The following is a 23,183-nucleotide window of genomic DNA, read 5'->3' as shown; positions in this document are numbered from 1 at the left end:
TCACTGTACAACTTTAGTTTGATGTTTTGAAGTTGCCGATCAGTGCTTTTGTTCGCGCGTAATGTGGTGTCATGGCTGAGATTACAAGGACCTATTCCATCGACCTCACGCGCGAATCGCAGAGGCATTACAAGGCAACAAATGGCAAGGGCGGAAGCATCGAATTCGGTCAGGGTGAAGGCCTGATGACTCCCGTTGAGGTGCTACTTGCGGCGCTCGCAGGGTGCACCGCAGTAGACGTGGACGTAGTTACTTCTCGACGATCGGAGCCCACCGAATTCACGGTCCACGTCGAAGGCGACCGCGTGAATGAGGAAGGTGCTTCGCGCTTAAGCGATGTCCGCGTTGGTTTTACTGTCCACTTCCCTGACGATAAGGCAGGTCAGCAGGCGCAGGGCCTGGTGGATAACCTGATTCGTATCTCACATGAGAAGGATTGCACTGTTTCTCGGACGGTCGAGCACGAGACGAACGTGACGTTTGAGAATCTGAGTTAGGGCAAATGTTTCACGTGAAACATTGCGTTTGAAATCTACCGATTACTTCAAGGTCCCGATTGCTTCAGCAACCTCACGCAAACCCTCTACTGCTTGGGTTCCAGCCGATGATCCTGTGGTCGTTCGGGACATATAGTGCACCTGACCTTCTGAAATGGCAGGTACCTCGGCGAGAGCTGGGCTATTGATAAGGTCCGCAAATTGCTCCCGCCCTTGACCGCGGAAATCCTCGATAAGAATGACATCGGGAGCCAAAGCAACAACTTGCTCTGGGTCGGCAGAGGCGGATCCAACGATTTCTTGCTCGTCGACGATTGGTACGCCACCGGCCTCTCGTACCAGACCATTAAGCATCGTCGTGGAGGTCATGATCATTTTGCTGTTGCCACGTGCCATGAGGGTTAGGACTCGTGGATGCTCGTTTTCGTCGATCTGCGCAAGAGTTTCGTCGCGCTTGGTGTTTACTTCCGCTGTAAGCTCGCTGGCCTTAACTTCTGAACCAGTGAGCTCACCAAGTGTGGCTAGTGCCGTAAGCATTCCATCGATGCTTGCCCAGGAGTCTGAATCAAAAGAGGCGGTGGGTACATTCGCCTGTTCCAAGAGTGTGGACGCATCTTGCTCAGCGCCGTGGCGAGCAGTGAGGATAACAAGATCAGGATTGAGGGCGAGCACTTGCTCTGGATCAGCATTAGCGCCACCAGGAAGAATAGTCTCCACAGGTGGGTTCTCGCCGCCGGAATCAGGAACCGCAATAATGCGGTCAATCGAGACGAGTTGCTGCACCAAATTGGTTGCATCGCTAGACAAGATGGCAATGCGCTGAGGCTCTTCAGCCACGTGCACGGTTTCCTCCCCCACTGCCACATCGCGAGGGAATGCGGAAGCACCCGACTCCGAAGCGGACGAGGCGGTGGAGCCGTTAGCTTCACTGGCCGCCGAAGTATCAGCACTCGAATTCGAGCTGCAAGCGCCCATTGTGAGAGCAAATGCCACAGGAAGAACGACGGCGAGACGCTTGTAACGAGAAGTCATAAATTTATTCCTTACTAGGTGGTGTAGTAGCTGAATGGGCTGCTTTATCGCCAAAAGAGACGGGATAAAGCGCAGTGACGTCTACGGAGTTGGTATCTGGATTGCGCCTAATACTGGCGTGTACTCCGTAGGTTTGAGCCAAAATATCAGGTAGAAGCACTTTTTCTGGGGGGCCGGTGGCACACACTTGTCCGTTGGCGATAAGGACGAGCTGATCGCAGAACCTCGCGGCCTGGCTGAGATCATGAAGAACCGTCACCACGGTGCTCCCCTTCTTCGCAAGTGAATGCAGGAGATTGAGTACCACCAATTGGTGGCGTAGGTCGAGGGCGCTCACGGGCTCGTCGAGAAGCATCACTGGCGTTGCTTGCGCGAGTGCACGCGCGATGTGGGTGAGCTGGCGCTCCCCTCCCGACAGCTGTGGTACGGGCCGATCGGCAAAAGACTCTGCCCCGACGCGTGCAATAGCCTCGCGAACGACATTGCGGTCATGGTCGGTCTCGCGGTCGAGCCGACCTCGATGTGGGTGCCTGCCGAAGGCAACTACCTCGCGGGCGGTGAAATCGAAATCCAATGAGGTGTTTTGCGGAAAGGTAGCAATAAGCCGTGCTCGTTGACGGTCGCTATATCCGTTGATAGCCGTACCATCGACCTCTACTGTGCCTCGAGCCTTGTCGTGCAACTGGCTGAGAGCGCTAAGCAAGGTGGACTTGCCTGCGCCATTCGGGCCGATAATGCCGGTGACCTGGCCTGACTCTGCGATGAAGTTAATCTGGGAGAGTATCCCGGGAACGGTTATCGAGTGCCCTTCGATCATGAGGCGAACCTCTTTGTCTCCCGTGTTCGCAGCAGGAGCCATAAAAATACGGGCGAGCCGATAAAGGCGACGACAGTGCCTGTTTGCAAAACTACGGGACTAAAGAGCATTCGAGCAATTGTGTCGGCGACAAGAAGGAAGCTGGCTCCAGTTAGCGCAGCAGTAGGAATTAGTAGACGATGATCGGGGCCGATGACTAACCGCACGAGGTGAGGAACGACCAATCCGACGAACCCGATCACACCCGAAACAGAGACTGCGGTCGCCGTGAGTAGCGCAGAAACGGTGAGGAGGATGGCGCGAATCAAGCGTAGGTTTACTCCCGTCGAGCGGGCTGCGGTGTCGCCCATCAGCATGATGTTGAGGTCGCGTCCCATGAACATCACGATGCATAGGCCGACAATGATCGGAACGAGCGCGATCTTGACGTGTGAGAAGTCGCGGGCGACGAGGTCTCCATTCAGCCAAAAAGTGATGCCGCGGATCTCGGAGTCGGTCGGAGCGTTGGAAATCGCAGCCGACGTTATTGCGCTTAGAAATGCGCTGAAAGCAACGCCGACCAGCACTAATGTTGCTGGCCCACCACCTCGTGTGGCAGCGACGACTTGAACCAGCAGCACCGTTAACAACGCCCCGACAAATGCGGATGCGGAAAGACCCCAGGTCCACGTGGCGGCGAAGCCCGTCACGATGGAAAGTACCGCAGCGGTGGCTGCTCCAGATGACACACCGATAATTCCCGGATCTGCGAGCGGATTGCGGAAAACGGCTTGCATCACTGCCCCACTGACGGCAAGTGCTGCACCAACAAGCATTGCGACGATCGCACGTGGCAAACGGATCTGGGTTACTACCAGTGAGTCTTTTAGTTCCGATGTATCCAGGCCAAAGAGTGCTTTGAAGATGATAATTGCTGTTTGATCCGCAGGAATAGAAACAGGTCCGATGGCTACAGCAGCTACGAAGCAACCGACGGTGACCAGCGCCATTATTGGGATGGTGAGCGCGCGTTTCATGGATCCTCCTCCTGCGTTAACGCAAGACACGTTAATGCGAATGAATATCGTTTGCAACAATTCCGCTACACTCTCAAGTGTTAGTGAAAACAGTCTTCAGAAAGGTGGACCCTCATGGCCTCCACGACCCCCGTGACCGTCCTCTCAGGCTTCCTCGGTTCGGGCAAGACCACGCTGCTCAACGAAGTACTGGCGAACAGTAACGGCAAGAAAATCGCAGTGATCGTCAACGATTTCTCCGAAATCAATATCGACGCCGCCCTCATCGAGGCCGAAGGCCAGCTCACGCGCGGCGAAGACCGCTTCGTCGAGCTCTCCAACGGCTGCATCTGCTGCACGCTGCGCGAGGACCTCGTCGAATCCGTCGGCACCCTTGCCAAAGACGGCCGCTTCGACCACATCCTCATCGAATCCACCGGCATCTCCGAGCCAATGCCCGTTGCCGCCACTTTTGAATGGCAGTGGGAAGACGGCACGCGCCTGGCGGATGTCGCGCCCATCGACACCATGGTCACCCTCGTCGATGCCGTCCAATTCATCGACCAACTCGGCCACCGCACCAAGCTCGCCGACGCCGACCGCGCCGCCACCCCCGAGGACGAGCGCACCGTCGCCGATCTCCTCATCGACCAGGTCGAATTCGCCGATCGCATCTACATCACCAAGGCCGATCTGGTCACCCCAGAGCGCGAGGAGCGCACGATCGGCCTGGTCAAGGCCATGAACCCGCGCGCCCGCGTGGAGGTGCTGGACAACGGCAAGGTCGAAGGTCGCTCGGTGATCGATCAGATTCTGGGAGCACAGCTTTACGACGAAGCTACCGCCCGCGCCTACGAAGGCTACACCGAGGAATTGGAGAACCCGCACACCCCAGAGACGGAGGAGTACGGCATCAGCTCCGTTGTATTCCGCTCGGATCGCCCCTTCGACAAGCAGCGCCTCCTGGGCGTTTTGCGCAGCTCACGGGGTCTTGTGCGTTCCAAGGGCTACTGCTGGATTTCCGATCACCTCGACATTGTCCAGGTCTGGCACCAGGCCGGCCCCGACCTTTCCATTCGCCCGGCGGCCTATTGGGCAGGTTCGGACATGACGCCAGGCAGCGAAGTTGTCCTCATCGGCATTGATTTCGACGGTCAGGAACTGCTCCGCCAGCTCGAGGCCGCAACACTTAGCGACGACGAGGTGTCTACCCTCCTCGGCGCGGTGAACTAAAGTACCGCGCTAGCGATCCGCTCTCGCGCTACAAGAATCACCGGGTCATTCGGGTCGAGTAGTCGCATCAGTTCCAGCAGCCGAACCCGCAGTACCTCTCGCTCTACTTTTGAGGCAGACTCAATTAGACCGGATAGCCTGTTCACAGCGCGCGCCGGGAAATCGAGAATCACGTCCACGTCGGCGGCATCGAGGGCGGCATCCACATCTTTTGGAGCCACTGCTGCCCTGGCGAGCGGGTCGGTGGTGCGGTCAATGTGCTCTGCGCGCACAAGCACCGAGACTGCTGCGCGGGCCCGGAGCAGGGTTGGATCGTTAGGTTGGGCGGCCAGGAGGTCGTCGTAAAGCGAAACTGCATGCTCAAACTCGCCCGCATCGACGGCTTCTGCGGCCTGAAGCAACCGCGGATCGTGCCCGTGCGTTGGTGTTGGATCGGCCTGGTCGGGGATTTCCTCGGGGTCGAGGCCGGGGAGCTGGGTGCCGATGCGGTTCAGGATCTCCGTGACCCAATCGGCAATATCGCGACCGGGCTGTCCCGGCTCAAAGAGGGCAATGCTCGCCCCGTCGGCCACGGCGTACACGCACGGGAGCTGGCGCGGACGGAAGTGTGAGGCCGCGACGGGGTCCAGATCCGGGTTGATTATGCCCAGAATCCAACGCAGGCCAGCGCTTTCCGCAAGTGTACGCAGTTGCGTGGATAGCTTGCTCATGCCATGTTGAACCGGCGAACCGATGAGTACGAAAACGGGGACTTTTGCGGATCTTTTGATCACTTCGTCTTCGAGATTTAGCGCTGTGACCTGCACGATCGGCAGCGCGTGCTGGGTTGGCGTGAGGTCGTGGGCTGAGTGGTCGTGGCTGTGGGGCGCTTTGAGGCCCGTGACCTCGAGGTCCCGCTGGAGATCGGGGGTGCAGGAATCGTGGAAGTGCTCGCTCATGGGACTCAGCCTAACGCTTTAATGGAAATGAATGGCAATAAGCAACATCTTACCTATGCGGATTGCGCGACGTATCCTCGGGTTATGGAATACAAAGTTGTAGAAATGCGCGAAGGCCTCGTCGGCGACAAGCTCAACGCGAAGAAGATTGAAAAGGTGCTCAACGAGCACGCCAAAGACGGTTGGAATTATAAGTCTATGACCACTGCCTCGGTAAAGGGTCGTGTTGGTCCAGGTGGCACAGATGGCTTGTTGATTGTGTTCGAGAAGCCATAATGTCCGGTTTCTGTGGATAACCCCTTTTTTAAAGCGGGTTATCCACAGGCTATTTTCGCTGGTCTAGCGCATATGGCGTGCGCAGTTTAGGTTGGGAGTCAGCATATTCATCCGAGGGCCTTGGGGGAGGTCCGATATGCGCTTTAGAACGAACACCCGGCCTGAACATTTGGCCGGTGATACCTAGAGGGGGAAATCGCCATGTCCAAACCGACCATTGACCACGAAATTAGCGCTTTGGCGCAACTGTATGACCTGGCAGAAATGCATGAGAAGCCCATTGACCTAGGACTGGTGCATATAGGTACCGAGATACCGTTGAGTAGCCTTGAAGTTGCATTAGTGCTGGTAGCGGTCGCGATGGACGGCTACGATCTCGATGCTGAAGTCGCCGATGCTTTCCAGGAGGGCTTTGGGTATACCCCGGATCTCAGCGAAGTCGATGAGGCGCTGGAGGATGCAGTTTTCACCTTGCAGTTCTGTGGGCTTGGTACGGATGGAGTTCCGCTCACAGACCTTGAAAAGGGGTGGGTGCGAGGCATTCTGTGGAAGTCGCCGGTGATCCAGGAACTGGTCGCGGCCGAAGCTGTGGATCCACCCTCGGCGGAGCCGACGGATCTCGATCCAAATGAGGTTCATAGGCAGGCACGGGTTGCAATGCTGAAATATGTAATGTCGAAAAGGACTGGTCAAGAACATAAACACAACGATGAAGTGATAACCCTACTGACCGCGTGCGACTTCGTGGATGAACATGTTTACATGCCTCAGGACGATATTGATCGCATGGCAGCGCACCTCGCTGGCAGGCTGAGTTCTCTGCTGCGTTTGATTGATCAGCGGCATCCACACGTGGATTTGAAGGGGACGATGGTGCCTGACAAGCATCTTCGTCGCTGGTTTAAGCGCAATACAAAGAAGATGGAACATATCGACGAACAACTGCAGCAGATCACGCTGACTGCATTCCTGATGGGAGCCGGGCTCGCCGATGTGGATATGGGTTGTGGTGGCATCGTTCTTACTGAGCTTGGTCGGGATGCCCTATCGGACCCATCTCTGTTTGTTCCCGCAGTAATTCGGGCAACACCTTATTCGATTGGTGAGACCGACACTCCCATCGCGCTTATGGATGCCATGATCGCCTACCTGGGGCCTGCGAAGGCCGAGCGGGCACTGGGAGTTCCTGCAGCTGAACAGGCTGAACTGATCCACCAGTACTGCCACCAGCCGGGCACGCAAGAAGCCTTGCACGCGTACGCGATGAATTACATTCTGCGCCAGGTTCTGGGCATACAGAAAACAAAGCCGTTCACCATGGAGCACGATCAACTTACCGATTTAGGCAAGTTGATCGTCGGTTACGGCATCGCCCAATGTATGGAGCCAGCGCTGTCTTACCTAGCGGAAGAATTTGTTGCGTAGCTACTCTTTAGATTCGGTGTCCACGCCAGTGACGGTGGTGAGAAGAAATACTGCGTCCTGCAGCGCTTCAACCGAATGGCGCTGGTGGGTCAGGATCTTGATCTCGCCAGCCTTCACCGTTTCTTCCTCGAGGCCTGTGACCTTGAGGTATCCGTGAAGCACGAAAACAGAGGCAGCCGGTGGGGAGTTGTGCTCAGCCATTACCTCTCCGGCACGCAGAGCAATCACCGTTTGGCGGAGCGGACCGTCCTTGGCTAGGAGCTTCGCTTCCCTACCCTTCTCGGAGACGAGGGCCTTCTTGAGGAAGTCGTCGGTGAGCTGCTGAATGTTTTTCTCTGTGGAGCGGCCGTCGTGGTAGTTTTCGGGGCCAAGTGGTCCGCCTTCGGAGACCATTTCGCGCTCGTCGATGTATTTCTCGTCGATCGGATTGACGCCTTCGATTTTCCTGCTGTTCATGGTGATCTACCTTTCCGATTAAAGAAATGGAGAGTGCCCCAATGTGCCTGGTGAAGTCCGAAAAATTAGCGCACTCCTTATGTTCATTAGCTTAATGAAAGTAGTTGGGTCCGGGTAGGGGTAGAGGGAAGGGTGGGTTTCCTCAGATCGTCAAATGCGCTCCTCGCGAACACCGTGGAAGTCTCCAATCCCCAGCCACCGTCCCAGAAAATACGCCACCACAGCGCAGACTCCGAGCACTCCTGCCATCGCCGCATACGGAGCCACCGTCACCATCTCCGAACCGCGCATCTGCATGGAAATATTCACAATCGCATGGAAGGCCCCAGCTACCAGAACGCGATGCCACCACTGCCCCGACCAAAGCGACACCATCACCACATCGATGAAGATTGCTGCTAGGACAAACAACGCCACAGGCACCAATCCTGCTCCAAAATATTGCAAGTGAGCTAGACCGAAAAATGAGCCATTGACAACAACGCACAGCCACGGGGCCCACCGGGCAGCCAGCGCCCGATACATCACGCCACGGTAGCCAACTTCCTCGCACCAACTGGCAATCGTTAGCCCGAAAACAACAGCAGGAATCCCCAACACCGCACTCCAGCCCTCAGGATAGAAAGGGTACGGGCCGGCGGGAAGTGCCACGACCATCGTCGTAAAGCACAATGCACTGACCACTGCCACCGCAACCCACATGCGCACTACCTTTGTGCTTGGGCGGGCCTGAGGTGGAAACCAACCGCGAAACGCCAGGTGGCACACCGCTGCTGCCAGCGCTGGGCCCAGCATAATTAGTGGGAACACTTCATAAGGCACCGGCGTGAAGGGCTGCAGTGCTCCCAGCCCTAGCGACAAGGGTGCCATGAGCACAATCCATACAGCAGCGAGGGCGAAAGGCTTTTCGCTTCGCGACGATTCACTGTCTTCTAATTCTGTCTGCGTTACAACCATGCTGACCCTTTCGCTACGGAAGTTTTCGACTGCAAAAGCATAAGACAATTATTCTGATCCCGCCCAGCGTGCCCTAGCTCCCCACGTGTCTAGTGCGCCTACTACACTGTCTAACCATGACCAATGCGACTGAGGGACCTGCTTTTCGTTATACGGCCGAGCTGGCCAACGACATTGAAAAGAAGTGGCAAAAGTACTGGAAGGACAACGGTACGTTCAACGCGCCCAATCCTGTCGGTGACTTAGCCACGGATGAAAAGCTGCCCGAAGAGAAGCTCTTCGTCCAGGACATGTTCCCCTACCCATCGGGTTCTGGCCTGCACGTAGGCCACCCGCTGGGCTACATCGCTACCGATGTGTACGGGCGCTACCACCGCATGCGCGGCAAGAACGTTCTGCACACGCTGGGCTATGACGCATTCGGCCTGCCCGCAGAGCAGTACGCAATCCAAACCGGTACGCACCCGCGCACAACCACGATGAAGAACGTGGAAAACATGCGCAAGCAGCTCTCCTCCCTTGGTCTCGGCCACGATATGCGTCGCTCCGTTGCCACCACGGATCCGGAGTATTTCAAGTGGACGCAGTGGATCTTCCTGCAGATTTACAATGCATGGTTCGACGAGGAGCAGCAGAAGGCGCGTCCGATCGACGAGCTTGTTAGCGAATTGAACTCCGGCAAGCGCAAAACCAAAGATGGTCGCGATTACGCCGCTCTGGACGCGGATGCGCAGCGCCAAGCTATTGATGATTACCGTTTGGTCTACCTCTCTGACTCGATGGTGAACTGGTGTCCTGGTCTGGGCACCGTGCTGGCAAATGAGGAGGTCACCGCCGACGGTCGCTCGGAGCGGGGCAACTTCCCTGTTTTCCGCAAGCGCCTGCGCCAGTGGATGATGCGCATCACCGCATACTCGGATCGCCTGCTCGATGACCTTGAGCTGTTGGATTGGCCGGAGAAGGTCAAGTCCATGCAGCGCAACTGGATTGGTCGCTCCCGCGGCGCCGAGGTCGTCTTCTCCTCCAATGGCGACGAGCTGAAGGTGTTCACCACCCGCCCGGATACCCTGTTCGGTGCCTCTTATATGGTCATCGCGCCGGAGCATGAGCTCGTCGAAAAGCTTACTGCTGATGCGTACCCTGAAGGCGTGGACGAGCGCTGGACCTACGGCAAGTCCACCCCTGCTGAGGCAATTGCCGCGTACAAGAGCGACATTGCCGCGAAGTCGGACCTGGAGCGCCAGGAAAACAAGGAGAAAACGGGCGCTTTCACCGGCTCCTACGCTGTGAACCCGGTCAATGGCGAGGAGATTCCTGTCTTCATCGCGGACTACGTGCTCATGGGCTACGGTACTGGTGCGATCATGGCTGTGCCGGCGCACGATGAGCGCGACTATGAGTTCGCCACCGCCTTCGGCCTGCCAATTCGTGAAGTTGTCGCAGGTGGCAACATCGCTGAGGAGGCCTACACCGGCGAGGGTGAGCACGTGAACTCCGCCAATAGCGAAGGCCTAGACCTCAACGGCCTGGGTAAGCAGGAGGCCATCGACGCAGCAAACGAATGGCTGGTGGCCAACAACAAGGGGGTCGCGCGCATCCAGTACAAGCTGCGCGACTGGCTCTTTGCTCGTCAGCGCTACTGGGGCGAGCCGTTCCCCATTGTGTATGACGAGGAAGGCCACGCCCACGCGCTGCCTGATTCCATGCTGCCCGTGGAGCTGCCCGAGGTTGAGGATTACAACCCAGTCTCCCACGACCCGAACGACGCAGATTCCGAGCCGGCTCCCCCACTGGCCAAGGCCGAGGACTGGGTCAACGTCACCCTGGATTTGGGCGACGGCGAGAAGAAGTACCGCCGCGACACCAACGTGATGCCACAGTGGGCGGGTTCGTCCTGGTACCAGCTGCGCTACATCGATCCACACAACTCCGAAGAGTTCTGCAACATTGAAAACGAGCGGTACTGGACGGGCCCTCGCTCCGAGAACGATCCGGGCGGCGTGGACCTTTACGTCGGCGGCGTCGAGCATGCCGTGTTGCACCTGCTCTACTCCCGTTTCTGGCACAAGGTGCTCTACGATTTGGGCTACGTCACCTCCAAGGAGCCGTACCGCCGCCTCTACAACCAGGGCTACATCCAGGCGTACGCCTACACGGATTCTCGTGGCGTTTACGTCCCAGCCGCCGAGGTGGAAGAGCGCGACGGAAAATTCTACTACCAGGGCGAAGAGGTCAACCAGGAGTACGGCAAGATGGGCAAGTCCCTGAAGAATGCCGTGGCTCCCGACGAGATCGGCCAGGAATTCGGCGCCGATACCCTGCGCGTCTACGAAATGTCCATGGGCCCATTGGACACCTCGCGCCCGTGGGCAACGAAGGACGTCGTCGGATCGCACCGCTTCTTGCAGCGTTTGTGGCGTTTGCTTATCGACGAAGAAACCGGCCAGGTGCTGCTCTCCGAAGATGGTTTGACTGACGAGGACAACAAGCACCTCCACCGCACCATCGCAGGCGTTGCCGACGATTACGAAAACTTGCGCGACAACACTGTGGTGGCCAAGCTCATCGAATACGTGAACTACCTGACCAAAACCTACCCTGACCTGGTTCCACGCGCCGCCGTTGAGCCACTGGTGCAGATGGTTTCCCCGCTGGCACCGCACATTGCTGAGGAGCTGTGGGAACGCCTGGGCAACACCGAATCCATCACGTTTGTGCCGTTCCCTGAGTTCGACGAGAAGTGGCTGGTCGACGACACGGTTGAGATCCCAGTGCAGATCAACGGCAAGGTCAAGGCTCGCATCCAGGTTCCTGCTGAGGCTTCCAAGGACGAGCTGGAAGCCATCGCCTTGGCTGATGCCAAGGTAGTTGAGCTCACCGACGGCAAGAACGTGGTGAAAACCTTCGTCGTGCCTGGTCGCATGGTCAACCTGGTGGTGAAGTAGCCTCCAGGCGCTGCGGTTGGTCGATACTGGAATCGACCAACCGGGGTTTCGGGGCCAGTTTTAGGCCGGAAAAGGCCTGTTGGTCGATTCCAAACCTTCACATTTGTGCGAGTAGGTAGCCCATCAGCTTCTTGCCCACTGCGGTTGGCTGCAGCGTTCCCACTAGCGGGTTGAGCTTCTCCAAGCCCAGCAGCGTGCGCAAATCTCGGTTCAGGGTGGTAGTTGGGGTGACATGATTACCGGTGATTTCGTGGATGACCTCGGAGTATGCGTTGTCCACGTCGCGGGAATCCACGCCCAACAAGGATCCAGCTTTGTTCTGACCTAGGTAGGCGAACAGGGTGCTCACGATGGCTTCGACCTGCTCGTTGGCATTGAACACCCACGGGAAGGATTGCTCGAGGGCGATGACGTACTCGACGTCGCGGTCGAGGCAGGCCTCGCCAAGGTTGGTGGGCTTCAAGGAATCGCGGCGGTACTTTACCAGCTCGGCCGAAATGAGTAGCTTGACCAGGGAAGATGCTGCACGCTCTGCCTCTCCCTCGCCGGTAAAGCCCGCGGCCAAAGGCACGGTCTGCAGGGTAGAGCCCACCGGCACCTGGGGATACTCGATGTCTTGTTCGGAGACTTCCTCGATGATCGGATCGAGTACCTTACCGATGTGTTCGGAGATAGAGCGAAGGTCGTCGTCGTTAAGCTGCCTGTACTGCTCAAGGTTGGCTGCACGAATCAGCGGAGTCAGGCGCGGGTAGGCGCCTGCGATCATCTCCCAGACGCCGAGCTCGCCGGTCACTGTCACGGCGACCTCTACCCCACCGGCGGAATAAGTGATGGACTGGCCCGGGGTGGTCAGTGTCTTGACGGGATCGTCGCTGAACGTGCCACCGGACAGGCCGAATGCCGAATCGATTTCAGCAGTCAGGTCGGTGGCGGTCCAACCCTCGGGGAGGGAAAGTTCAACTGAACCAGAGTCGGATTCCAGAATGAGATCGGTCATTTAAGACACTTTAACCACCGTGCGACCGTGGTGGGTACCTGCCAGCAGCGACTTGCCGGTCTCGATGGCACCTGCGAGGTCGACTGTGTCGGTCATGGAAGCTAGGGAATCTAGGTCGAGGTGATCGGCCAAAAGCTGCCAGGCCTCGTCGCGAAGCTCAGGCGTGGCAGTAACTGAGTTGATGCCCTTGAGCGTGATTCCGCGCAGAATGAATGGCAACACGGTAGTGGGAAGGTCGGCGGTGGCGGCGTTTCCACAGGCAGTGGCCACGCCACCCATCTTCACCTGGGCGAGCACGTTGGCCAGCGGGACGCCACCCACAGTATCCACGGCGGCGGCGAAGCGTCCCTTTTGTAGGGGCTTGCCTGGCTCGGAAATTTCTGCGCGGTCCATGACCTCGGCAGCTCCCAGGGAGCGCAGGTAGTCGCCGTACTCGTCGACGCGACCAGTCACCGCAATGACGTGCTTGCCCATCGAGGAAAGCAGCTGCACTGCAATAGAGCCCACGCCGCCGGTGGCACCTGTAACCACGACGTCACCGTCAAAGTCGCCGAGGCCAATCACACTCAGCGCAGCGGTATAGCCGGCGGTACCGATGGCGGCGGCCGAAAAGTCGTCGAAACGCGAAGGCACGACCGTGATCAAATCAGCGTCAATGCGCATCCGCGGGGTGTAGGCGCCGTGGCGCGTCTCGCCGATGCCGTTGCCGTTAACGGTGACTAGCGTGCCCGCTGCTAGCGTGGGCGATTCCACGACGGTGCCCACCGCGTCGATGCCAGGCACCATCGGCCACACCCGCACGACACCCTTGTTGCCGTTGAGTGCGAGCGCATCCTTGTAGTTGACGGAGGAGTAGGTCAGGTTGAGGGTGGTGTCGCCGGTGCCGGCATGCTCGTCTTGCGTATCGACGAGTTGCGTGCCGTCGGCGGTTACGAGAAGTGTGGAAGTCATGCCTCCAAGCGTAGGCGAGCGGGGCGTGATTGTCGGGGGATTTTTCCATCGCCTCACAGCAAGTGCCCAGGCGAAGTTACTAACGTGAACCGAGTGACTCCCACAGCAACTACTCCCACGCAGACTCCCACGCAGACTCCCCGGGCCGGGCGAGGCCTCCGGGCTTCGGCATGGGTTGCTGCCGTTGTGTCTGTTGCCGCGATCGTGTGTTACACGCTGCTCAAAGGGTTCGTCGATCTTCCCTTCTGGAATGCTGCGGTGCACCTGCGTCGCGAGATTCGCCCCATCCCCTTTTATGAGTTTTTCCACCCTAATGTGTGGTACGGCCCACTTCTCAACGTCGGCGGGAACATCTTCTTGTTCATTCCGGTCGGGTTTTTGTTGGTGCTCATCTTTGCGCCTCGCAGGCCAATTCGCACGGCATTTTTCGTCGGATTAGGCGCCAGCGCATTCATCGAAGTGACTCAGTACATCTTTGCGTTGGGGTACACAGATATCGACGACCTCATCTTCAACACCCTCGGCGCGGTTCTGGGAGCGCTGCTGGCCAAGCACCTGAGCCTGCAGGGCAAGTACACAATGGTCGGGCTGATTATTGCTGCCGGATTGATTGTGGTGCTGCCGTTTGTAGTTGCTGCCCTCTAGAGCAAATGTTCGAGAAACGGCCTCAAAGCGTCTGCGTTAAGTATTAGCCTTGAGTTAAACGACAAAGGAGCTGAACGTGGAACTAAAGCATGGCCGTACCGAAGAAGAATGGGACGAGCTTGTATCGGTAGCATTCGCTTACTTGAAGAAGAAGGCAGGGCGAGGAAGCACTGTAACCTACACTGAATTGAACCTAGAGCTAAAAGAATCGACCGGCCAGGAGGCGTTTAATTTTGAGCACCCCGAAGGTCGAAACGCGATTGGTGATTTGCTCGGTGATGTTGCGGAGAAGAGCTACGACGAGAACAATGTATTACTTTCTGCGATCGTGATGTACGGCAATGAAAATAAGCCTGGTCAGGGCTTCTTTAACCTTGCGAGGAGCATGGGGCTCTTAGCCGCAGATGCTACGCCAGAGGAAAAGGAAGCCTTTTGGCTTGGTCAGTACAACGCCGCGATAGACGCCTATAGTTCGAAGCGTCGGGGTCGTAAACGCAATCTCAAAAACTAGCTCCGCCGCATCGCCCTAGTATGCCGTGCACCATACACTAGGGGCATGGTTGAAAAGCGCAGCGAGGCGGAGCACGAGCCCACCGATGACCGATCCGCCCTGGCCCGCGCCATTTTCCCCGATGGCGACGAGCCCGATCCCAGGTTCACCCTAGCCAACGAGCGCACCTTCCTCGCCTGGATGCGCACAGCCTTGGCCTTCCTTGCTGGCGGAATCGCCCTAGAGGCCTTCCAGATTCCTACGTTGGATCCCGAGCTGCGCCGCATAGCTGCAATTCTGATCATCATTATCGGCATGTTGATCGCGCTGGGTGCTGCGGTCCGGTGGATGCGCGTCGAGCGGGCGATGCGCCACAGTCGCCCCCTGCCGGTGCCTGCGATTATTCCTGTGCTGGGCCTTGCGGTGGTAGTTGGCTCCCTGATTGTGTTGACGAGCCTGCTATGAGCCAGCGCCCCAGCCAGCGCCCCAGCCAGCGCCCGCGCTCACGTCCCAGCCCGCGCACTATTCCCGTGACCGACCCGGGCCTGCAACCCGAGCGCACCACCCTTGCTTGGACCCGCACCTCGCTGGCTATGTTGGTGTGCTCCGCTACCCTTTTGCGCTGGTCATGGCACTACCCCGCCGTAGTTTACGTCGCCATAGGTATCCTGACCGTCCTGGCGATCTTTATCGTGGTCACCCAGCGCGCCCGCTACTCCCGCGAAGCCCACGGAATCGCACAAGAACGCCTCGAGCCGAACATCGCGTCAGTCCTGGCGATGACCCTGGGCCTTTCGGTTCTTGGCGGAATTGGCTTATACCTCGTTAGCGTGGCGGTCTAGCAGCTGCGCCAAGAACCGCTGACCCGAGGTGGTCATGGAGTTTCCGGGTTCAGGCGAAAGCACGCCCATGCCCACGAACACGTCCAAGGCGCGCTCGGGATCGGACAGCGTTGGTGCCTGCCCCGGGTGAGCCCCGGAGAAAGAGGTCAGCCACATCAGCACGCTGGGCCATTCTGCGGCAGGGAATGCCTGCGGCAGCTTATCGACGAGGTGAGTAACCAGGGTTGGGATGTCGTCGATAAGCGAATGCCCGAGCTTGGAAAGGGTGAGAATTCCGCCCTGCGATTCGAGCACCTTGGTGGCGGTGAGTGCTTCGCGCAGTGCGTCGACCGGGCGGGCGCTGGCCAGCGGTGACAGGCCGATTTCCTCGCCGATGATGCGCGCGTCGCCCTCGCGGAGTTCGCCCGCGTCGGTGAGGGGGAGGCCCTCGGCGGCGTAGTCGAGCAGGACCGAGAGGTTGTGCTGCATGACATCGAAGCCATCGTCGTAGTCATCTTGGTCGGCGAGGTTCTCCGAGAAGAACTCGGCAATGGCGGCAACCAGCGTCGGGTTGTGCTCCGGGCGCGGATCAAGCGACATGATTTGCTGCAGGTCAGGGCGCTGCTCGAGGAAGTGCTCGAACTCATTGGCCAGCTGAGGCGCACGCGAATCCTCGGGGGCGCGGGAGGCGGCATTAAGTTGCATCTCCTCGGCAACATAAGAGATGCGCTCGGACACCGAGACGTGGTCGGCGACCGAGAGGCGCTGTAGGATCCGCTCGGGGCTCATCACGGGCAGGAAGCTCAGCAGCAACGGGGCGACCTCCATGTCGGGCACGAGCCCGGCGGACAGGCGACGTGCCTCGTGGTGAAAGCGTGTCATCATGGAGGGGCCGCCACTGGCTTCGACCACGTCAGGGCCTAGTGCATCGACCAATAATGGGGTTGGCCCATCAATATCGGACTGTCCTAAAGGCACGATGGCGAGGTTCCAATTCGCGCCCGAATCGTAAACGTAGGTAGTCGGACCGATCTCGGCCACGGTCACGGAATCCTCCGCGATCTCACCCAGGCTGGGCTGCGGTGCATACACGTGGCGGGTGGGGCCAGTGGAGTCCATGTACATGTGTGTGGCCATCCCCGAGAATCCGAATGCGGCCTCGATGATATTGGCTAATTCCCCCAGATTCGTCGAGTCTTCCACATTGAGCAACCGGGACATTTCGGGCTTGGAACCCTCCACGGTGATGAGGAGCGAAACGATCATGTCCAATACCCTACGAGAGAACGGCCCAACCCGCGCGGTGAGATGAAACAGAGTACAAGCAGAGATTATCGGGGTAATTGCACCCCGCGCATACTTCGGGTGAATAAGCTAGAAACTATCGATTTACTATCCCAATAGCTTGCCAAAGGAGCCCTCGATGTCGGCCCCAGCGAAAAAGAAGATCCCCACCATGTCGATTCACCTGGAGGAATCGGCAGGTCCGTACGTGTTAGCCATGGACGTTGGGTCCACAGCTTCCCGCGGCGGGCTCTACGATGTTTCCGGGCGCCCCGTCAAGGGCTCGAAGCAGCGCATTGCGCACGAGTTCTCCACGGCGACCGACGGCACCAGCCAGATCGACCCTGACCAGGTTGTCGCCGAGTGCCGCGAGGTTGCCGACGGCATCGTCGCCTTCGCCGCCGAGAACAACCTGCAGATCAAGGGCGTGTGCTTCGATTCCTTCGCCTCGTCGTTCATGCTGGTCTCCGAGTCCGGCGATGCTCTCACACAGTGCGCCACCTATGCCGACTCGCGGTGCGCACCGTTCGTGGCAGAAGTGCGTTCGCTTATCGACGAATCCCAGTACCACCAACGCAACGGCGTCCGTGTGCATACTTCCTATCACCCCGCGCGATTCCTCTGGGCGCAGTCGGAGTTTGCAGATGAATGGAACCAGGCGAAATGGGTCATGACCATTGGCGAATACGTCTATCTCAAGCTTGCCGATGTTGTAGGCCTAGCCGTCTCCACCGGCGCCTGGTCTGGCATAGTCAACGCGCACACCGGTGAGCTGGACACCGAGTTGCTCGAGGCCTGCAACGTGCCGGCTCAGATGATCGCTCCCCTGCATTACCCCGACGAGCCTGCCTACCCCACCGGCACCGGTTGGGAAGCCCTCGACGGCGTGCCCTGGTTCCACGGCATCCCCGACGGCTGGCCGTCCAACGTGGGCCCCGGCGCCACCGCCCCTTCCACAATTGCCGTTGCCGCTGCGACTTCCGGCGCGATGCGCGTGCTGCTGCCCCAGGTCCCCGAGGTCCTGCCCGAGGGCTTGTGGTGCTACCGAGTCTCCCGGGACCAGGCAATTGTCGGCGGTGCGCTCAACGACGTGGGCCGCGCCGTGGCCTGGTTGGAACGCGTGGTCACCGAGGTCGACCCCGACGAGCTTGCCGAAGCCCTCTCCGGCGACCCTTCCGGCCACGCCCCTGAGGTGCTCCCCTTCTTCTCCGGCGAGCGCGCCACCGGCTGGGCCGCCAACGCAAAGGCCTCCTTCGTCGGCATTAGCGACGACACCACTCCCCTGGATTTGTGGCGCGGCCTCTTCGAAGGCATCGCTGTTTCCTACGAGCGCGTCTACGAGCAGCTAGATACCGCAGGCGCCCAGCCAGAGCGCATCGTTGCCTCGGGTCGCGTCTCCACGGATCACCCGCAGTGGCTGCAGATTCTCGCCGATGCCCTCGACTGTGAGGTCATCCCGCTGGCTATGAAGCGCGCGACCCTGCGCGGCACCGCAATCATCGCTTTGGACGTGATCGCACCGGGCATCGAGCGCGCTATCCCGCCATTTAGCGACCCAGTCTCCCCTGTTGCCTCCCGCGCCGAGTACTTCGACGCCTGGCGCGCACGTTTCGACGAGCTCTACGCCAAATTGGTGTAGTTACTATCGACCAATCGTGGGTCTGAGCGCCCGAACAGGGCCCAAAACACCATATTGGTCGATATCAAATCTACAGCTCAGCGCTACTTTTTAGCCATCAGGTAATCCACGCGCGGCTTTACTTCGGTGGCAAGCAGCCGGATGGCCTCCAGGATGTACTCGTGGGGTGTCGAGCCGATATCCATCTGCAGGAAGTGCCGCATGTGCCCCATGTGGTCATAAAGGTCCACGATGCGTTTAGCCACCACGTCCGGGTTGCCCAAGAAGTACGCGCCGTCCATTGCAGCCTGCGCGTAGTAAGCCCGGGTATCGGGTTCACTCCAGCCACGGCGTTCCTGCATTTCGTAGTTCATATTGATCCACCCGGGAAGCATCCGCTCCAGTGCTTCTTCATTCGTTGGCGCCACCAGACCAATCGTGGCCACCGAGACCTTGAGCTGCTCATCGCTGAAGCCGGCCTGCTTGCCCGCCTGACGATACAGCTGCGTCAGCGGAGCGAATCGAGTAGGCTTGCCACCAATAATGCCGTAAGACACCGGCATGCCCAGCTGCCCCGCGCGCATGGAGGAACCGGGGTTTCCGCCGGTACCGAGCCAGATTGGCAGCTTGCCGGAAACAGGTTTCGGCACGACCGGCAGGTTATCAATCGTCGGCCGAGTACTCCCCTCCCAGCTAAAATTCACCTCGGGGTTGTCATTGAGTTTGAGCAGCAGATCCAACTTGTCGGCGTAGAGCTCGTCGTAGTCATTCAAGCTGTAGCCGAATAGCGGGAAGGTCTCAGTCGAGGAGCCACGCCCGGCAATAATTTCGATGCGATTCCCGCCACCCGCAATCGCATCAGCGATGGAAAACTGCTGGTAGATGCGCACCGGATCGTCGGTACTAATCACCGAGACACCAGAGCTGAGCGTAATCTGCTTGGTGGCAGCCGCAGCCGCCGCGATGATCGTGCCCGGCGAGGACATCGGCATGGTTTCCGTGTGGTGCTCACCGATGGCGAAATAGTCCAACCCCAGCTCGTCGGCAAGCGTAATTGCCTCGAACAAGTTTTGGATCGCCTCGCCCGTCGACCGCAAGCTACCGTCCTCGTTGCGCTGTGTGTCGCCGAACGAGTACACGCCGATTTCCATTTTCGGTGCCATTTTATGCCTCTACTTTCGCGCTGAGCAGCGCTTTCATCTGGTCTTTATTGTGCGAGCCCTCAAAAATCTCAGTCCCGTTGTTGAACAGCTTCGCGTCGTGCAGGGTGCCAGCATCGACGGGATCGAACCCCAAAGCATCAATAAGCTTTGCGACGAGCGCCTTCGCCTCATTGTCATCCGCCGCCACAGCGAGCGCGCGGCGATCCGGGGCGCCCGGGGCGCGGGAGTCCTCGTCCATATCGTGGTAGCCGATGTGATTGAGGCTGCGCACGACCGTGGATTTATGCAGGTGATTGGCCACAACCTGGGAACTTGTCAGGTTGGGATCGTCGAACTCTGCCAGTTCCCCGTCGGTGGGCTCCCAGTAATTCATCACGTCCACGACGACCTTGCCCGCAAGCAGCTCTGGGTCAAGCTCCTTGTATTTGCGCAGCGGGATGGCCACGATAATGAGGTCCGCCTCGGCGGCTTCTTCTGCGTCCACGGCTTGCGCGCCGGGCACCATGATTTCGGTGAGGAGTTTAATTTCTTCAGCGTGTCGGGCCGTGGCTATTTTTACCGTGTAACCTGCGGTGACGGCGAGGCGACCGATGGCGGTTCCAACCTTGCCAGCACCCAAGATTCCGATCGAGCGTGGTTCACTCATTGCTAACCTCGAGCTAGTTGTTGTAATTGCTTTAAGATTACAGTTTTATTTGTGACACGTCAACAACCTTGGCAGTTGGTTAACCGGGAGCACTATCGACCAATCGCGGGTCTGAGCCCCGGGTTGGCCCAAAAATCCACGATCCGTCGATAGTAAATCGGCTGGCCAGTGCTATTTTCGCAGCGCATCTCGCAGAATCTCGGCGATGTGCGCAGCCTGCTTGCCCGTGCCCTGCTCTACTTGGGTGCGACAGGAGAAACCTTCGGCGGCAATGATCCCTTCGTGCGCGCGGGCGCGCGGAAACAGCTCACGCTCCCCGAGTTCGCGGGAGATTTCCCCGTGGCCTGCCTCGTAGCCCCAGTTGCCCGCTAGGCCACAGCAGCCAGTCTGGATGTGCTGTTCCGACATGCCTAACAGAGTTAATAGCCTAGAAGAATTCGAGGGGTTTCCCAATGATTGCTCGTGGCAATGAACCTGAGTAAGCACGTCACCTGGTGTTTTACTCAGCTCGCCTGCCTCCATGAGCGAAGCGACCCGCGGAGTGACAACCTCAGAAAAACTCTTCGTCAGCTGCGCAAGCTTCCCCAAGTCTGGATTGTCTGAGGGCTCGACTACCTCCGATTGCAGCATCACCGTGCACGATGGCTCGATACCCACCACGGTCAGGCCTTGGTCTAGGTAGGGCTTCATTACCTTGGCCGTGTGCTCGAGGACCTGCTTGGTCATGCCGAGTTGGCCGGTGGAATGCCAGGTCAGGCCACAACAGACGAAGCCATCGGGGATCAGAACCTCAAATCCCAATTCCTCCAAAGCCTCCACGGCAGCCTTCGCAGGCCCGGTGGCCAGCTTGGAGTTAAACGAATCGGGCCACAACACAACTGTTTCGCGAGCACCCTCGGCAGAAGCCCTCGAGTGAGCCCATTTCTGCAGCGACTTAGGTGCGAAGTTAATCAGTGGGCGAGAGGTGTCCAACCCGCCTGCCCACGCAATCACTTTAGAGAGTCCCGGGGTGTGCATGGCCAGGTCCACCACGCGGGGGACCAGCGGAAACTTGTGCGCCACATGGGACAAAAGAGGCAGCCAGCCCATGAGATAGTGGGCCCGCGGGCGAATCTTGCCCTTGTAATGGTCGTGCAAAAACTCCGACTTGTAGGTGGCCATGTCCACGTTGACTGGGCATTCCGAGACACAAGCCTTACAGGATAGGCACAGGTCAAGGGCCTCGACAACGTTGTCACCAGTAACGGTCTCGCCCCGGAAAAGCTCTGACAGCACTCGGGCGCGCCCGCGCGTGGAATGCACCTCGTCCTTCGTCACCTGGAAGGAAGGACACATGGAATCATCCATCGAGCGGCAGGCCGAGACTCCCACGCAGCGATTCACCGCATTAGTGAAACTGCCCTTGTCCTGGGAAAACGCATGCACCGGCGTGATCTCAAACTGGCGCTGTGCAGGATCCATCCGGAGCCCGTCGGTTACGGAATCAGCCCACACTAAAACACCCGGGTTGAAGATGCGGTCGGGGTCGAAAATGAGCTTGAACTGCTCAAATAGGTCGCGCATGGCAGGGGAGTACATCTCGCGCAGCAGGGAACTGCGTGCCCGTCCGTCGCCGTGCTCGCCGGAAAGCGAACCACCATAGGACGACACCAGCCGCGCCGCCTCAACCATGAATGCCTGGAACGAGGCAATGCCTTCCGAATTAGAGAAATCAAAGCTGATGCGCACGTGCACACAGCCCTCACCGAAGTGGCCAAAGGGGATACCCCGGTAGTGGTATTTATCCATCAACGCGTAGAGATCGCGCAGGTAGGAGGCCAAATTCTCCGGAGGAACCGCCGAATCCTCCCAGTTCGGCCAGGCCTCCCCGCCATCAGGCAGGCGAGTCACAATGCCCGCCGACGCCTCACGAATCTTCCACAATTCCCGCATTTCCGCACGATCATGCACGACGACAGATCCGGTGGTGGACGCAATCGTCGTTAAGCTTTGTGCCCGTGCGATGGCTTCTGCGAGCGTGGTACCCTCCGTCTCGCAGTAGAGCCAGCCGCCCGCACCCGGCTGACCAGGTAAATTGGACCCCGCCTGCGACTGGCCCTGCTTGGAGCGCAGCGCGTCGAGCAGGTCGCCGCCCATTCCCTCGATGGTGGCCACGCCGTCCTGGCGCAACAGGGGAGCCGCCGCGGCCGCGGCGAAGACATCCTCGAAAGCGAGCACGGCTAACGCCGTATGAGCTGGCTTTTCGACGAGGCGCACCGTGAGCTCCGTGATAATGCCAATCGTGCCCTCACTGCCAGCGATCGCCTTGGCCATGTCGAAGCCGAGGTAGTGCAATCCATAGCCGGAAACCTGGCGGGGGAAGCGACCGAGCTCTGCCTTAATCAGCGCAGCATTATCGGCGTAGAGCTGGCGCAATGCGGCGTTGATACTTGGATCGTCGGCGCCATCTTCGGTGATGCGGACCTCGCGGCCATCGGCAAGCATGAGAGTGACCGCAACGAGGTTCTCGGCGGCGGTGCCGTATGCCACCGAGTGGGAACCACAGGCGTTATTCGCCACCATGCCACCGATGGTGCAGCGCGAATGTGTGGACGGATCGGGGCCGTAGGTCAGGCCGAACTCGGAGGCAGCGGCGCGCAGATCGTCGCAGATCACGCCTGGTTCGACGGTGGCGGTGCGTTCTTCGGGATCGATTGCGAGGATCGAGTTGAAGTGGCGCGAGGTGTCGATGATCAGTCCGTCACCAATAGCGTTGCCAGCTACCGACGAGCCACCGCCACGACCCACGATGGACCAGCCGTTCTCGCGCGCAAGGTGGATACCTGCGCGGATGTCGTCGGTGCCTGTGGGCTCGAGAACGGTTGCGGGGACGCGACGGAAGATGGAGGCGTCGGAACTATAGGCCGCTCGCGTGGGCATGTCGCGGCGCAGCTTGGTCAGGATGGAGGAGGACTGGGCATCAGTGATCACGATCGACCCCTTTATTTTGTGTGCTAC

At 58.9% G+C, this 23,183-nt stretch carries 22 protein-coding genes; 10 read left to right on the top strand and 12 right to left on the bottom strand.

The window, feature by feature from the left end:
- Positions 1–71 precede the first annotated feature (71 nt).
- The gene (locus tag ACXZ66_RS13710) at positions 72–497 is read left to right on the top strand and encodes an OsmC family protein (RefSeq protein ID WP_458749514.1); all 426 of its coding nucleotides are present in this window, start codon (positions 72–74) and stop codon (positions 495–497) included.
- 42 nt (positions 498–539) lie between these two features.
- Here the strand turns inward: ACXZ66_RS13710 and ACXZ66_RS13705 are convergent, their stop codons facing one another.
- Genes ACXZ66_RS13705 through ACXZ66_RS13695 form a run of 3 tightly spaced genes read right to left on the bottom strand, consistent with a single transcriptional unit; the run spans position 540 to position 3,362 of the window.
- The gene (locus tag ACXZ66_RS13705) at positions 540–1,529 is read right to left on the bottom strand and encodes an ABC transporter substrate-binding protein (protein WP_458749512.1); all 990 of its coding nucleotides are present in this window, start codon (positions 1,527–1,529) and stop codon (positions 540–542) included.
- Between the two features lie 4 nt (positions 1,530–1,533).
- Positions 1,534–2,346: an ABC transporter ATP-binding protein gene (locus ACXZ66_RS13700; protein WP_458749510.1), complete on the bottom strand. Its 813-nt coding sequence runs from the start codon at positions 2,344–2,346 to the stop codon at positions 1,534–1,536.
- Entirely contained in the window at positions 2,343–3,362 is a 1,020-nt protein-coding gene (locus ACXZ66_RS13695) for a FecCD family ABC transporter permease (RefSeq protein WP_458749508.1), read from the bottom strand. Before ACXZ66_RS13695 ends, ACXZ66_RS13700 begins: the two co-directional genes overlap by 4 nt.
- 114 nt (positions 3,363–3,476) lie before the next feature.
- Here ACXZ66_RS13695 and ACXZ66_RS13690 point away from each other — a divergent pair, with 114 nt between their 5' ends.
- The gene (locus ACXZ66_RS13690) at positions 3,477–4,574 is read left to right on the top strand and encodes a GTP-binding protein (protein ID WP_458749506.1); all 1,098 of its coding nucleotides are present in this window, start codon (positions 3,477–3,479) and stop codon (positions 4,572–4,574) included.
- On the opposite strand, the gene ACXZ66_RS13685 is transcribed toward ACXZ66_RS13690, so the two are convergent.
- The gene (locus tag ACXZ66_RS13685; protein ID WP_458749504.1) at positions 4,571–5,512 is read right to left on the bottom strand and encodes a tetratricopeptide repeat protein; all 942 of its coding nucleotides are present in this window, start codon (positions 5,510–5,512) and stop codon (positions 4,571–4,573) included. The two genes, ACXZ66_RS13690 and ACXZ66_RS13685, sit on opposite strands and share 4 nt — an antisense overlap.
- Before the next feature lie 84 nt (positions 5,513–5,596).
- On the opposite strand from ACXZ66_RS13685, the gene ACXZ66_RS13680 reads away from it, so the two are divergent.
- Both ACXZ66_RS13680 and ACXZ66_RS13675 read left to right on the top strand, forming a co-directional pair.
- Positions 5,597–5,788, top strand: coding sequence for a DUF4177 domain-containing protein (locus ACXZ66_RS13680; protein WP_458749502.1), 192 nt, complete (start codon positions 5,597–5,599; stop codon positions 5,786–5,788).
- Between the two features lie 201 nt (positions 5,789–5,989).
- On the top strand, positions 5,990–7,213 hold the full coding sequence (locus ACXZ66_RS13675; protein WP_458749501.1) for a hypothetical protein: 1,224 nt from the start codon (positions 5,990–5,992) through the stop codon (positions 7,211–7,213).
- On the opposite strand, the gene ACXZ66_RS13670 is transcribed toward ACXZ66_RS13675, so the two are convergent.
- Positions 7,214–7,669, bottom strand: a complete 456-nt coding sequence (locus ACXZ66_RS13670) for a cupin domain-containing protein (RefSeq protein ID WP_458749499.1) — start codon at positions 7,667–7,669, stop codon at positions 7,214–7,216.
- Between the two features lie 150 nt (positions 7,670–7,819).
- Positions 7,820–8,626, bottom strand: a complete 807-nt coding sequence (locus ACXZ66_RS13665) for a lysostaphin resistance A-like protein (RefSeq protein WP_458749497.1) — start codon at positions 8,624–8,626, stop codon at positions 7,820–7,822.
- A 116-nt stretch (positions 8,627–8,742) separates the two neighbouring features.
- Here ACXZ66_RS13665 and leuS point away from each other — a divergent pair, with 116 nt between their 5' ends.
- Positions 8,743–11,571, top strand: a complete 2,829-nt coding sequence (leuS, locus tag ACXZ66_RS13660; protein WP_458749496.1) for a leucine--tRNA ligase — start codon at positions 8,743–8,745, stop codon at positions 11,569–11,571.
- 97 nt (positions 11,572–11,668) lie between these two features.
- Here leuS and ACXZ66_RS13655 read toward each other — a convergent pair whose 3' ends face one another.
- Together ACXZ66_RS13655 and ACXZ66_RS13650 are read right to left on the bottom strand one after the other, a co-directional pair.
- Entirely contained in the window at positions 11,669–12,568 is a 900-nt protein-coding gene (locus tag ACXZ66_RS13655) for a hypothetical protein (protein ID WP_458749494.1), read from the bottom strand.
- Positions 12,569–13,519, bottom strand: coding sequence for an acrylyl-CoA reductase family protein (locus ACXZ66_RS13650; protein ID WP_458749493.1), 951 nt, complete (start codon positions 13,517–13,519; stop codon positions 12,569–12,571).
- Positions 13,520–13,612: 93 nt separating this feature from the next.
- On the opposite strand from ACXZ66_RS13650, the gene ACXZ66_RS13645 reads away from it, so the two are divergent.
- From ACXZ66_RS13645 to ACXZ66_RS13630, 4 genes are all read left to right on the top strand, one after another.
- A complete protein-coding gene (locus ACXZ66_RS13645; RefSeq protein WP_458749491.1) occupies positions 13,613–14,164 on the top strand; it encodes a VanZ family protein in 552 nt (183 codons plus the stop codon).
- Positions 14,165–14,240: 76 nt separating this feature from the next.
- Complete coding sequence (locus ACXZ66_RS13640) at positions 14,241–14,675, top strand: hypothetical protein (protein WP_458749490.1); 435 nt, start codon at positions 14,241–14,243, stop codon at positions 14,673–14,675.
- A gap of 45 nt (positions 14,676–14,720) precedes the next feature.
- The gene (locus tag ACXZ66_RS13635; RefSeq protein ID WP_458749488.1) at positions 14,721–15,119 is read left to right on the top strand and encodes a YidH family protein; all 399 of its coding nucleotides are present in this window, start codon (positions 14,721–14,723) and stop codon (positions 15,117–15,119) included.
- On the top strand, positions 15,116–15,496 hold the full coding sequence (locus tag ACXZ66_RS13630) for a DUF202 domain-containing protein (RefSeq protein WP_458749487.1): 381 nt from the start codon (positions 15,116–15,118) through the stop codon (positions 15,494–15,496). Before ACXZ66_RS13635 ends, ACXZ66_RS13630 begins: the two co-directional genes overlap by 4 nt.
- Here ACXZ66_RS13630 and ACXZ66_RS13625 read toward each other — a convergent pair.
- Positions 15,470–16,741 (bottom strand): IS1096 element passenger TnpR family protein, encoded by a 1,272-nt coding sequence (locus ACXZ66_RS13625; RefSeq protein ID WP_458749486.1) that lies wholly within the window; start codon positions 16,739–16,741, stop codon positions 15,470–15,472. The two genes, ACXZ66_RS13630 and ACXZ66_RS13625, sit on opposite strands and share 27 nt — an antisense overlap.
- Before the next feature lie 157 nt (positions 16,742–16,898).
- Between ACXZ66_RS13625 and ACXZ66_RS13620 the strand changes: the two genes are divergently transcribed.
- Positions 16,899–18,398, top strand: coding sequence for an FGGY family carbohydrate kinase (locus tag ACXZ66_RS13620; RefSeq protein ID WP_458749485.1), 1,500 nt, complete (start codon positions 16,899–16,901; stop codon positions 18,396–18,398).
- An 83-nt stretch (positions 18,399–18,481) separates the two neighbouring features.
- Here the strand turns inward: ACXZ66_RS13620 and ACXZ66_RS13615 are convergent, their stop codons facing one another.
- The 3 genes from ACXZ66_RS13615 to ACXZ66_RS13605 all read right to left on the bottom strand — a co-directional run bounded on the left by ACXZ66_RS13615 (position 18,482) and on the right by ACXZ66_RS13605 (position 23,105).
- Positions 18,482–19,540, bottom strand: a complete 1,059-nt coding sequence (locus ACXZ66_RS13615; protein WP_458749484.1) for an LLM class flavin-dependent oxidoreductase — start codon at positions 19,538–19,540, stop codon at positions 18,482–18,484.
- 1 nt (position 19,541) lies between these two features.
- Positions 19,542–20,186 carry an NADPH-dependent F420 reductase gene (locus ACXZ66_RS13610; protein ID WP_458749483.1) on the bottom strand — a complete coding sequence of 215 codons (645 nt, stop codon included), beginning with the start codon at positions 20,184–20,186 and terminating at the stop codon, positions 19,542–19,544.
- Positions 20,187–20,357: 171 nt separating this feature from the next.
- Positions 20,358–23,105 carry an FAD-binding and (Fe-S)-binding domain-containing protein gene (locus ACXZ66_RS13605; protein ID WP_458751399.1) on the bottom strand — a complete coding sequence of 916 codons (2,748 nt, stop codon included), beginning with the start codon at positions 23,103–23,105 and terminating at the stop codon, positions 20,358–20,360.
- Between the last annotated feature and the right edge of the window lie 78 nt (positions 23,106–23,183).

Source organism: Corynebacterium sp. S7, from assembly GCF_054401105.1.
Note: the sequence above shows the minus strand (reverse complement) of the source record. Positions and strands in the feature narration are given on the sequence as shown.